Origin of the sequence: Lentzea albidocapillata subsp. violacea, from assembly GCF_900100275.1 — a bacterium.
Taxonomy (GTDB): Bacteria; Actinomycetota; Actinomycetes; order Mycobacteriales; family Pseudonocardiaceae; genus Lentzea; species Lentzea violacea.
Genome location: NZ_FNET01000006.1, coordinates 395789 through 407507 on the forward strand (window position 1 = coordinate 395789; position 11719 = coordinate 407507).

The 11719-nt window shown below is 70.0% G+C and carries 11 protein-coding genes, 2 tRNA genes and 1 other RNA gene; 9 read left to right on the forward strand and 5 right to left on the reverse strand.

Features of this window, described 5'->3' with window-relative positions; all coding sequences use genetic code 11:
- Window positions 1-5: 5 nt before the first annotated feature.
- Entirely contained in the window at window positions 6-953 is a 948-nt protein-coding gene (locus BLR21_RS17135; RefSeq protein WP_256334735.1) for a prephenate dehydrogenase, read from the reverse strand.
- A 25-nt stretch (window positions 954-978) separates the two neighbouring features.
- Window positions 979-2184 carry a M20 metallopeptidase family protein gene (locus BLR21_RS17140; RefSeq protein ID WP_090006799.1) on the reverse strand — a complete coding sequence of 402 codons (1206 nt, stop codon included), beginning with the start codon at window positions 2182-2184 and terminating at the stop codon, window positions 979-981.
- A 60-nt stretch (window positions 2185-2244) separates the two neighbouring features.
- Between BLR21_RS17140 and BLR21_RS17145 the strand changes: the two genes are divergently transcribed.
- From BLR21_RS17145 to BLR21_RS17155, 3 genes are all read left to right on the forward strand, one after another.
- Window positions 2245-2733: a tRNA adenosine deaminase-associated protein gene (locus tag BLR21_RS17145; protein ID WP_030477652.1), complete on the forward strand. Its 489-nt coding sequence runs from the start codon at window positions 2245-2247 to the stop codon at window positions 2731-2733.
- Between the two features lie 14 nt (window positions 2734-2747).
- Window positions 2748-3179 (forward strand): nucleoside deaminase, encoded by a 432-nt coding sequence (locus BLR21_RS17150; protein ID WP_218130897.1) that lies wholly within the window; start codon window positions 2748-2750, stop codon window positions 3177-3179.
- Between the two features lie 32 nt (window positions 3180-3211).
- Window positions 3212-3296: transfer RNA gene (locus BLR21_RS17155), tRNA-Ser, on the forward strand.
- 23 nt (window positions 3297-3319) lie between these two features.
- On the opposite strand, the gene BLR21_RS44690 is transcribed toward BLR21_RS17155, so the two are convergent.
- Window positions 3320-3736: a maleylpyruvate isomerase N-terminal domain-containing protein gene (locus tag BLR21_RS44690; RefSeq protein ID WP_420843889.1), complete on the reverse strand. Its 417-nt coding sequence runs from the start codon at window positions 3734-3736 to the stop codon at window positions 3320-3322.
- A gap of 130 nt (window positions 3737-3866) precedes the next feature.
- Between BLR21_RS44690 and BLR21_RS17160 the strand changes: the two genes are divergently transcribed.
- Window positions 3867-6308, forward strand: coding sequence for an endonuclease/exonuclease/phosphatase family protein (locus BLR21_RS17160; RefSeq protein WP_256334736.1), 2442 nt, complete (start codon window positions 3867-3869; stop codon window positions 6306-6308).
- Window positions 6309-6333: 25 nt separating this feature from the next.
- Here the strand turns inward: BLR21_RS17160 and BLR21_RS17165 are convergent, their stop codons facing one another.
- Window positions 6334-6978, reverse strand: coding sequence for a GOLPH3/VPS74 family protein (locus BLR21_RS17165; protein ID WP_090006803.1), 645 nt, complete (start codon window positions 6976-6978; stop codon window positions 6334-6336).
- 58 nt (window positions 6979-7036) lie between these two features.
- Window positions 7037-7121 (reverse strand) — tRNA-Ser (locus BLR21_RS17170).
- A 131-nt stretch (window positions 7122-7252) separates the two neighbouring features.
- On the opposite strand from BLR21_RS17170, the gene BLR21_RS17175 reads away from it, so the two are divergent.
- The 5 genes from BLR21_RS17175 (at window position 7253) to BLR21_RS17195 (ending at window position 11566) form a co-directional block, all read left to right on the forward strand.
- Window positions 7253-7591: a YciI family protein gene (locus BLR21_RS17175; protein ID WP_090006804.1), complete on the forward strand. Its 339-nt coding sequence runs from the start codon at window positions 7253-7255 to the stop codon at window positions 7589-7591.
- 4 nt (window positions 7592-7595) lie between these two features.
- Entirely contained in the window at window positions 7596-8774 is a 1179-nt protein-coding gene (locus tag BLR21_RS17180; protein ID WP_090006805.1) for an RNA polymerase sigma factor, read from the forward strand.
- Complete coding sequence (locus BLR21_RS17185) at window positions 8771-9343, forward strand: maleylpyruvate isomerase family mycothiol-dependent enzyme (RefSeq protein ID WP_090006806.1); 573 nt, start codon at window positions 8771-8773, stop codon at window positions 9341-9343. Before BLR21_RS17180 ends, BLR21_RS17185 begins: the two co-directional genes overlap by 4 nt.
- A 17-nt stretch (window positions 9344-9360) precedes the next feature.
- An RNA gene (gene ffs / locus BLR21_RS17190) (signal recognition particle sRNA small type) lies at window positions 9361-9457 on the forward strand.
- Window positions 9458-9487: 30 nt separating this feature from the next.
- Window positions 9488-11566 (forward strand): DNA polymerase III subunit gamma and tau, encoded by a 2079-nt coding sequence (locus BLR21_RS17195; protein ID WP_090006807.1) that lies wholly within the window; start codon window positions 9488-9490, stop codon window positions 11564-11566.
- Window positions 11567-11719: the final 153 nt, after the last annotated feature.

Sequence of the window (11719 nt, forward strand, 5' to 3'; positions counted from 1 at the left end):
CGACCCTACGATGTTTCCGCTTGGGCGGTGCTGCCGTTCAGACCAACCACACGTCCCCCACGAGACCCGAGGTTGCGCAGCGCGGCGAGTGCTCCGGGCTTGGTCAGGTCGATCGTGATCGGGGTGCGGTTCGGCTGGTCGACCAGCGCGTTCCGGCCCTCGTGACCGGCCTCGATCGTCTTGGCGAGGCCTCCGGTGGACGCCAGCGAACCCCTGGCCGCACCCAGCCTGCCCAGTGCGTCGTCGACCGCCGTCAGCAGCGCGTCCCGGTTCCCCTCGCACATCGCCCGGACGAGCTCGGGACGGCTGCCCGCGACCCTCGTGCCGTCCCCGAAACTGCCGGCCGCGAGCGCCATGGCGAGCGGTCCGCCGTCGGCCCCGACCGACGCGAGGATCGCCGCCATGATGTGCGGCAGGTGGCTGATCCGCGCCACGGCCTCGTCGTGCTCCTCGGGCGTCGTCGGCACCACGTGCGCCTTCAGGTCGAGCGCGAGCCGGATGACGTCGTTGAGGTGGTCGTCGGCCTCCTCGGGCGTGACGACCCAGGCGGCGTTGTCGAAGAGGCTCGCGCTGCCCGCGTCCCACCCGCTCCTGCTCGTGCCGGCCATCGGGTGCCCGCCGACGAAGCGCGCGTGCGGCGCGTACCGGTGCACGGCGTCGTGCACGGGCCCTTTGACGCTCGTGACGTCCGTGAGTCTCGTGCCCTCGGGAACCTTGCGCAGCAGGTCGGGCAACGCGGGCAGCGGCACGGCGAGGACGACGAGCGCCTCGGAGCTTCGGCTGAGGGCTTCGTCCACGCTCACGACGTCGAAGCCCTCAGCGCGTGCCTTGTCCGCGTCCTCTTTGCTCGCCGTCGCACCCCACACCGTGCGTCCGGCAGCCTTCGCGGCTCGCAGCACGGAGCCGCCGATCAGTCCCAGTCCGATCACGCACACGTCTCGCACGGCGTCCATCATTCCGTGTGAGGCGTACCTGCAACTACCTGAGGGCGTCCAGCGCGAACGCCGCATACATCGCGACCCCGTGCTCCATGGCGGCCTCGTCGAACAGCACCCGGTTCGAGTGGTTCGGCGCGGCCTGCTCCAGGTCGATCCCGCGAGGGCACGCCCCGAGGAACGCCAACGCGCCGGGAACGCGCTGCAGCACGTAGGAGAAGTCCTCCGCGCCCATCAGCGGGTCCTGCATCGGCTCACTCCACGAAGGACCCATCGCCGTCGCCGCCAGCTCCACCACGTGCTGCCCGACGACGTCGTCGTTCACCGTCACCGGATACCCCGGCACGATGCTGACCTCGGCGTGGCACCCGTACGCGGCGGCCGTGTGCTTGACGGCCTGCTTGAGCTCCTTGTGGACCAGTGCCCGCGTCTCCTCCGACAACGTCCGGATCGTCCCGTCGAGCGTCGCGACCTCGGGGATGATGTTCGTCGTCGTACCGGCGTTGATCTGCGCGACCGTCACCACCGCGGGCTGGTGAACGCTCACCCGCCGCCCGAGCATCGTCTGGATCGCCCCGACCATCGCCGCGGCCGCGGGCACAGGGTCCAGCGCGTTGTGCGGCATCGCGCCGTGCCCGCCACGCCCCTTCACGTGCACGTGGAACATGTCCGCGGACGCCATCATCGGCCCCGGCCGGCAGGTCACCACGCCCGACTTCATCGTCGAGGTGATGTGCAGCGCGAACGCCTTCTCCACGCCGTCGTCGAGCAGCCCCTCCTCGATCATGTACCGGGCGCCGTGGTGGCCTTCCTCGCCCGGCTGGAACATGAACAGAACTCGGCCCTTGAGCGCGTCCCGCCGGTCCGCCAGCAGCCGTGCGGAGGCAGCGAGCATCGCCACGTGCGTGTCGTGACCGCAGGCGTGCATGTTGCCGTCCACTTCGGACGCGAACGGCAGCCCCGTCGCCTCCTGGAGCGGCAGGCCGTCCATGTCGCCGCGCAGCAGCACCGTCGGCCCCGGCCGGTCGCCCTCGAGGACCGCCACGACCGAGGTCGTCGACTCGCCCTTCGTGACCTTGACGGGCAACTCCTCCAGCGCGTGCAGGATCGCGGCCTGCGTCCTGGGGAGGTGAAGTCCCTGTTCAGGGTGCCGGTGGATCTGACGACGCAGCGCCACCGTGCGGGGCTGCAGCGAGCGGGCCCCTTCGAGCAGTCCGGCGAGACGCGGGTCCGGCGTAGTTGTGCTCATCTCCCGATGGTGCCACCACCTCGGCTACCGGGAAGGTCGTCTGGGCCCTACGGTGTGCACATGACACAGCAGGAGCCGGTCAACGGCTTCGCGGTCGCGGTCGTCCGAGAGGACGGCCGCTGGCGGTGCAGCAGGATGGACAGCTCCGCGCTGTCGGAGCTGGACGCGGCTATCACGGAGCTGCGCCAACTGAGGTCGACAGGAGCCGTGTTCGGGCTCCTCGCCGTCGACGACGAGTTCTTCATCATCCTGCGCCCCGTGCCGGGTGGCGTCGCGCTGCTGCTGTCCGACGCGGCCGCCGCCCTCGACTACGACATCGCGGCCGACGTCCTCGACCTCCTGCGCGTCGACCCACCGGACGAGGAGGACAACGAGCTCTGGCCGGAAGGCGACCTGGGCGTCCTGACCGACCTCGGCATGCCCGCGCACGAGCTCCAGATCATCGTCGACGAGGTCGACCTCTACCCGGACGAGCAGCTCCAGATGATCGCCCAGCGCGTCGGCTTCATCGACGAGTTCACGAAGCTGCTCGACACCATCCAAGCGTGATCTCCTCAGAGGACATGGTCCGCGCCGCCCTCAACGCGGCCACGAACGCGGGCGCGGACGTCCCGATCGGCGCCGTCGTCTTCGCACCGGACGGCACCGTCCTGGCCGAAGCCTGCAACGCCCGCGAGACGCTGGGCGACCCGACCGCACACGCCGAGATCCTGGCGTTGCGCGCCGCTGCCGCGAAGTACGGCGACGGCTGGCGCCTCGACGGCTGCACCCTCGCGGTGACCTTGGAACCCTGCACGATGTGCGCCGGCGCGTTGGTCCTCGCACGCGTGTCGCGGCTCGTCTTCGGCGCCTGGGAGCCCAAGACCGGCGCCGTGGCCTCGTTGTGGGACGTCGTGCGCGACCGCCGGCTCAACCACCGGCCCGAGGTGGAGGGCGGCGTGCTGGCACAGGAATGCGCTGATCTGCTCGAACGCTTCTTCCGGACCCAGCGTTAAGCCAGTCGCGCGGGCTGTGTATTGTTCTTACCGGTGGCGTGTCCGAGCGGCCGAAGGAGCACGCCTCGAAAGCGTGTGAGGTGAAAGCCTCCGTGGGTTCAAATCCCACCGCCACCGCTGCTCAGAGCCCCGGTTGCCGATCATGGCAACCGGGGCTCTGACGTTCGGTGGCATTCGTGGTGGCAGTTCCTCCTCTGAGCAGCGCGGCCAGCATCGGACTCCTGCTCGTGCATCATCCGCCGTGACGCGCGTTCACCCTCATACGACGACACGAGTTGCGCGCCGTTGCGCGAGAAGTCGATCTCCGGAAGTCTGTCGCGGAGCATCGAGTCGGCCCAGCGGTGCGCGTGGCGCAGCAGTTGGTCGAGGGTCCAGTCCGGGGTTGACGGGACCTGTATGCCCAGGTCAGCTTCGTTCAGGGAAGAGACCGGCAGTGCGGTCCGGTGATGATCTCGGCGCAGCGGCGCTCGTAGCTCGGAATCCCCACCCGGCTGAATGTAGGGACGCCGGCCGGTGCCTGGGAGGGGCCCACTGGCCGGCGTTCCGAAGTGGAGCATACACCATGATCGAACACTTGTTCGAGTGATATTTGATGGGCCAACCGGTTAACCGTTAGTAACAACGGCTACCAAAGCTCACCCGATCGGGGAAAGATGCGTCGATCCGCCGCATTCCCTGGAGGAAGTCTTGAGACCCACCCTGCCCGTCGTCGGGACAGCGGTGGCGGCACTCGTGCTCGCCGCCGTCCCCGCCGTCGCCGCACCCAGCACGGACGCGCTGATCTCCGAGGTCTACGGAGGCGGCGGCAACTCCGGCGCCACGCTGACGCAGGACTTCGTCGAGCTCGCCAACAAGGGCGCGAGCGCGGTCAGCCTGGACGGCTACAGCGTCCAGTACATCTCGGCCAGCCCCGGCGCGACCACGCGGTGGGGCGTCACCCCGCTGAGCGGCTCGATCGCGCCCGGCAAGACGTTCCTCGTCGCCGAGGCCAGGGGCACCGGCGGCACCGTCGAGCTGCCTGCCCCGGACGCCACCGGCACGATCGCCATGAGCGCCACCAACGGCACCATCGCACTGGTCTCCGGCACCACGGCGCTGACCTGCAAGACGGCCGCCGACTGCGCCGCGGACGCGCGGATCAAGGACCTCGTCGGCTACGGCACGGCGGTCGTGCGCGAGGGCAGCGCGTCGGGCGCCCTGAGCAACACGACCTCGGCGTCCCGCGCCACCGCGCTCGGCGACACCGACGACAACTCCGCCGACTTCACCGCCGGCAACCCCACCCCGACCAACTCCGCGGGCGAGACCCCGGGCGGCGGCGACCCGGATCCCGATCCCGACCCGGACCCCACCCCCGGCGATAAGCGCATCCACGACATCCAGGGCGTCACGCGCATCTCGCCGCTGAACGGCCAGAAGGTCACCAACGTCCCCGGCGTCGTCACCGGCACGCGCGCCTCGGGTGACCGCGGCTTCTGGATCCAGGACGTGACGGGCCCCGACACCGACCCGCGCACCAGCGAGGGCGTGTTCGTCTACACCGCGGGCACCGCGCCGACCGTCGCGGTCGGTGACAGCGTGCTGGTCAGCGGCACGATCGCGGAGTACCGGCCGGGCGGTGAGACGGGTGCCAACCAGACCCTCACCGAGATCACCGCGCCCACCACGATCACGGTCTCCAAGGGCAACCCCGTCCCGGCGCCGGTCGTCGTGAAGAACGTCCCGGCCGGCTACCTGCCCGCTCCGGGCGGCAGCATCGAGCAGCTCCCGCTGGAGCCCGCGAAGTACGGCCTCGACTACTTCGAGTCGCTCGAAGGCACGCTGGTCCAGGTCGACGACGCCCGCGTCGTGGGCCCGAGCAACAGGTTCGGCGAGGCCTGGGTGACGGTCAACCCCGACCAGAACCGCAACGAGCGCGGCGGCACCACCTACCCGAGCTACGACCAGCAGAACAGCGGCCGCCTGAAGATCAAGACCGCTGGCACGCTGCCCGCCGCCAACGTCGGTGACGTCTTCGCCGGCGCGACCGTGGGTGCCATCGAGTACACGAACTTCGGCGGCTACACGCTGGCCGCCCTGACGCTCGGCGCGCACACGCCGGCCAACCTGCAGCGCGAGATCACCGCGCAGCAGAAGGAAGCCGAGCTTTCGGTCGCGACCTACAACGTCGAGAACCTCGACCCGTCCGACCCGCAGGACAAGTTCGACCGGCTCGCCGAGGGCGTCACGACGAACCTGCGCAGCCCGGACGTCGTCGTGCTGGAGGAGATCCAGGACAACAACGGCGCGACCAACGACGGTGTCGTCGCGGCGGACCAGACGCTGCAGAAGCTCTCCGACGCGATCGTCGCCAAGGGCGGCCCGCGCTACCAGTGGCGTCAGATCGACCCGGAGAACCTCAAGGACGGTGGCCAGCCCGGCGGCAACATCCGGGTCGGCTTCTTCTTCAACCCGCAGCGGGTGTCCTTCGTGGACCGTCCGGGCGGCGACTTCAAGACGCCCGTCCAGGTCGTGAAGAAGAAGGGCCGCGCGGCACTTTCCGTGTCACCGGGCCGGATCGACCCGCTGAACCCGGCGTGGGAGGACAGCCGCAAGCCGCTCGCCGGTGAGTTCAAGTTCCGCGGGCGCACGGTGTTCGTGGTCGCGAACCACTTCGCCTCCAAGGGCGGCGACCAGGCCATCCACGGCCGTTACCAGCCGCCGAACCGCACCTCCGAGGTGCAGCGAGGCGAGCAGTCGAAGTCGCTGAAGGCGTTCACGGAACAGCTCCGCGCGATCGACAAGAGCGCCAACGTCATCCTCGCCGGCGACCTGAACGACTACCAGTTCTCGCCCGCGCTCAAGACGCTGACCGGTGACGGCAACCTCAAGGCGCTGATCGAGTCGCTGCCCGCGAACGAGCGGTACAGCTACGTCTTCGAGGGCAACTCGCAGACGCTCGACCACCTTGTGATGAGCAGGAACATCACGCGCTTCAGCTACGACGTCGTCCACATCAACGCCGAGTTCGCCGACCAGGCGAGTGACCACGACCCGCAGATCGTCCGCGCCCGCCCGTCCACGGGTGACGCGAACGTCGACCGGATCGTGTTCGCGCTCGAGGACCTCATCGACTGCCTGAAGAAGTAACCGCTCCGCCGCTGCCGCCGCCGTGTCATCCAGCCTGGGACGCGGCGGTGGCAGCGGCCGTCGCGGCCACCACGCCCGCCTGGATCGCCTCGAGGGCCCTGCGCACGGCGTCACCCGCCCAGTTGCCGGCCGCGATCTCCTTGGCCCGCTTGGTCATGTCGCGCTTGTCGCCGTCGAACACCTTGTGCACGGCCTTGACCGCGTGCAGCAACGTGATCAGCGCACCGGTGCGCGCATCCGCTCCCCGGTACCCGAGCGCGACCTCGCCGACCGCCTTGCGGACACCAGCGGCCGCGGTCTCGTCGGTGATCACGTAGCTCTTCGCCGGGAAGATCCCGAGCACCTTCCTCGGCTCCACCCGCACGACGCCACGGCCTTCGAGTTGCGCGGCCACGTTGTCGCGCACCTTCTTGCGCAGACGTTCCACCGCCCGTTGCGGCTTCATCGGCTTGTCGAACCGTGCCACCGACTCCTGCAGCAACGGGTCCTTCAACGGCGTCGGATCGACGACCTGGAGCTTCTTGCCGTTGGGATCGAACGCGACGCGCCCCGAGTTCACGAGCTCGATCAGCACGGCGCCCGCGAGCGCGTTCTCCACCGACGAGGAGTCGGTGCGCAGCTTGCCGTTCTGCTCATTGATGAACAACAGCATCAGGTCTTCAGGCAGCATGCCCTCACAATGCACCAAGGGCGCCGAACGTTGAACGTTCGGCGCCCTTGTCAGCGAGCGGAGGATACGGGATTTGAACCCGTGAGGGGGTGAACCCAACACGATTTCCAGTCGTGCGCACTAGGCCGCTATGCGAATCCTCCGTGGAGAACCTTACCGGACGGGTGTTCCGGGGCCCAAAACGGGGGTCGCCGGAAAAAGTTCCGAAGCCCGTGTCGATCTGGCGGCAGCCCGCTCGTCGTGATCCCGTAAGACCGGACCGAGGAGGGCAATCGTGAAGTACATGCTGTTGATCTACGCGGCCTCTGACCAGCAGGCCAGCTGCACGGTCGAGGACTGGATCGCCTACGAGAAGGAGATGAGGGACGCGGGCGTCCTGGTCTCCGGGCACTCGCTGGCCGACCTGGTCACCGCGACCACCGTCCAGGTCGGCCAGGACGGCAGGCGCACCGTCACCGACGGGCCGTTCGCCGAGACCCGGGAGGTGCTGGGCGGCTACGACATCATCGACGTGCCCGACCTCGACGCGGCGCTGGAGTGGGCGGCGAAGTGTCCCGGCTCGCGTGACGGCGGGGCGGTCGTCGTGCGGCCGATCGCCGAGTTCGACTTCTGAGCACATGAACGTCGAGCAGGTGTTCCGGGAGGAGCGCGGCAGGCTGCTCGCGACGCTGGTCAAGCGCTTCGGCGACCTCGACCTGGCCGAGGAGGTCACCTCCGACGCCATCGAGGCGGCGCTGAAGCACTGGCCGGTGGACGGGGTGCCGGACCGGCCCGGCGCGTGGTTGCTCACGACCGCGCGCCGCAAGGCCGTCGACCGGTTGCGACGTGATCAGGTCTACGCGGCCCGGCTGGCGTTGCTACAGGTGGAGGTCGACCGCGCGGATCCGCAGGTGAGGGACGGCCTGCCGGACGAGCGGCTGGAGTTGTTCTTCACGTGCGCGCACCCGGCGCTGGCCGAGGAGGATCGCGGCGCGCTGACGTTGCGCTGCCTGGCCGGCTTCACGACGCCCGAGGTCGCGCGGGCCTACCTGGTGCCGGTCACGACCATGCAGCAGCGGATCGTGCGCGCGAAGAAGAAGATCAAGGAGGCGCGCATCCCGTTCCGCGTGCCGGACCCGCACGAACTCCCGGAACGCCTGCCCGGCGTGCTGCAGGCCGTCTACTCGATCTTCACCGAGGGCTACGCGGCCCAGCGCGACGAACTGGCCGGCGAGGCCATCCGGCTCGCGCGGATCCTGCGGGGCCTGCTGCCCGACCGCGAGGTCACCGGGCTGCTGGCGTTGATGCTGCTGATCCACGCCCGCCGCGACGCCCGTGCCGAGCTGCTGGAGGACCAGGACCGCGCGCTCTGGGACCGCGACATGATCAACGAGGGCAGCGCGCTGGCCGAACGGGCGCTGACGGGCGGGCACGGTCCGTACGGCGTGCAGGCGGCGATCAACGCGTTGCACGACGAGGCGCCGGACTTCGACAGCACCGACTGGCCGCAGATCGTGGCGCTCTACGACGTGCTGACCAAGCTCACTCCGTCGCCCGTCGTCGCACTCAACAGGGCCGCCGCGATCGCCATGCGCGACGGCGCCGAGACCGGCCTCGCGTTGCTCGACGCGCTAGCCGGTGAACCCAGGTTGCGCGACTACCACCCGTACCGGGCGGCCCGCGCGGACCTGCTGCACCGCCTGGGCCGTGACGCCGAGGCGGCCCAGGCCTACCGCGAGGCCATCGCGCTCGCGGGCACCGAATCCGAACAGGACTTCCTGCGCCGCAGGCTGACCGCCATCGAGGGGCGAGAATGATCATGAAGTGGCTGGAGGCCGAACGCCTGAGCGTCGCCGACCTCCTCGAAGACCTCACCGACGACGAGTGGCGGCGCGACACCCTCTGCGCCGGCTGGACCATGCAGACGATGGCCGCCCACCTGACCACGTCCACCCGCACGGGCTGGCGCGACGTGCTCACCGGCGTCGTCAGGGCGCGCTTCGACTGGGAGCGCATGGGGGACGAGCAAGCCCGCGCGATCGCCGCACGGTTCACCCGGTCGGAGTTGATCGCGCAGATCCGCGAGACCGCCGCCTCGCCGAAGCGCGCGCCGATGGCCGCCCCGATCGACCCGCTGGTCGACTTCCTCGTCCACGGCCAGGACATCGCCCGCCCGCTGGGCCGCGTCCGCGAGATGCCGCTCGAACCGGCCCAGGCCGCCCTCGACCATGTGTTGAAGAGCCCGTTCTGGGGTGCTCGCAAGCGTTTCCGGGAGTCCGGAATCCCCGACCTTCCTGCCCCTGACCTGCTGATGATCGCCACCGGCCGGAAGTTGTCCACACCTGGGGACAACACTGTGGGCAACTCGAACACACGTTCGATCTAAGGGGTTCGCTACACTTGCGTCGGACCTCGTGCGGCACACATCTCGCGAACCTCCCCAGGGCCGGAAGGCAGCAAGGATAAGCGGGCTCTGGTGGGTGCACGGGGTCCCCTTTTTGTGTCGGGGTCCACCGGTACTGTCTGCGGCGTGGCGCTCGCTCTGTATCGCAAGTACCGTCCGGCCACGTTCTCCGAGGTCGTTGGCCAGGAGCACGTGACCGACCCGCTGCGCGTCGCCCTGTCGGCAGGCCGGGTGAACCACGCCTACCTGTTCTCGGGCCCACGCGGCTGCGGCAAGACGTCCTCGGCCCGAATCCTGGCCCGCTCGCTCAACTGCGTGCAGGGCCCGACGCCCGATCCGTGCGGCGAGTGCAACAGCTGCATAGGCCTCGCCCCGAACGGCTCCGGCACCGTCGACGTCGTCGAACTCGACGCGGCCTCGCACGGCGGTGTGGAAGACGCCCGCGACCTGCGTGACAAGGCCTTCTACGCCCCGGCCGAGTCCAAGTACCGCGTCTTCATCATCGACGAGGCGCACATGGTCACCACGCAGGGCTTCAACGCCCTGCTGAAGATCGTGGAAGAGCCGCCGGACCACCTGATCTTCATCTTCGCCACGACCGAGCCGGACAAGGTCCTCCCGACCATCCGCTCGCGCACGCACCACTACCCGTTCCGCCTGATCCCGCCCGGCGTCATGCGCTCCCTGCTCGAACGCAACTGCGCCGCCGAGGGCGTGGCGGTCGAACCCTCCGTCTTCCCGCTGGTGATCCGCGCGGGCGGCGGCTCGGCCCGAGACACCCAGTCAGTCATGGACCAGCTCCTCTCCGGCGCGGGCCCGGACGGCGTGAAGTACGAGCGAGCCCTCTCGCTCCTGGGCGTCACCGACTCGGCCCTGATCAACGACGTGGTAGACGGCCTCTCCGCAGGCGACGGCGCAGCGGTCTACGGCACCATCGACCGCCTGGTGGACGCCGGCCACGACCCCCGCCGCTTCGCCTCCGACCTGCTGGACCGCCTCCGCGACCTGGTCCTGCTCTGCGCGGTCCCGGACGCCGCCGACCGCAACCTGGTCAGCGCCCCGGACGACGAGGTGGCCACCATGTCGGCCCAGGCAGAACGAATCGGCCCGGCAGCCCTAACCCGCTACGCCGAGATCGTCCACCAGGGCCTGGTCGACATGCGAGGAGCCACCGCCCCCCGCCTGCTGCTGGAACTCCTGGTCTCCCGAATGCTCCTGCCGTCGGTGAGCCAGTCGGAAGCCGCCCTACTCCAACGCCTCGAACAGCTGGAACGCCGCCCACCAGCAGCCATCGCGGCCTCAGGCGACCCCGCCGCTCCCGCAGGCGCCCCGGTCTTCACCCGCAGGTCCCAGCAGCCGGCGGACCAGCCCCCAGCCCAACCAGAACCCCAGCGCGCAGCCCCGGCCGCGTCCCAGCCCGCACCTGCCGCCAGCCCGGCGCCGGTAGCAGCGCCCACTCCGGTTCCAGCACAGCCCGCGACTCCGGCGCCGGTGGCAGCGCCCACTCCGGTTCCCGAGCAGCCCGCGCCCCCAACCCCGGCAGCCGCACCAGTCGCGTCCGCCGCACCCCCGCAGCCCGCCGCCCCCGTCGCCGCTGCTTCCACTCCTGCTTCCGGCGCCATGGACGCGACAGCGGTCCGCCGAATCTGGTCCGACCTGCTCGCCGCGGTCCGCGCGACCAGCCGCAGCACCGAGGCGATGCTGACCAACGCCGTGGTCAGCGAGGTGGACGGCAACGTAGTCACGATCACCCACACCTCAGCCCCGCTGGCCCGCCGCCTGGCCGAATCCCGCAACACCGAGGCCATCGCCACGGCCCTGGCCTCGGTACTGGGCGGCACCTGGCAGGTCCGCTGCACCCACGGCACCCCAGGCGCCACCCCACAGCAGGCAACCCAGGCAAAGGCGGCCCGCCCGGCCCCCACCCGCCCAAGCCAGGCACAAAACCAGCAGACAAGCCCCCAGCCACAACCACAACAGGCGGCCCCACGCCCACCGGTCGACGACGTCCCACCCCCGCCGGAACCCCCGGAGCCGGACGACCCGCTCCCGCCGGAACCGGACGACGAAGAAGCAATGCTGGCCGAGGCCGCCCGCCCGGCAGACCCAGGCACGGTGAACGAGCTCCAGGCCAAGGACCCGGAGTCGGTAGTGCTCCAACTACTGGCAGACGAACTGGGCGCCCGCCCCCTGAAGAAGGCCTAGCCGCAGGCAAGCAGTCCGAGCGCACGCTCATGGGCACGCATCCCATCCGCGACGCCGGAGGCGAGCCGTCCTTACCGAACGTTCTGGGTGGGGTGGCTTCGTCACGAGTCGTGCCACAGCTCTTGCTGCATGGGTGAAGGGGTGTCAACTCGA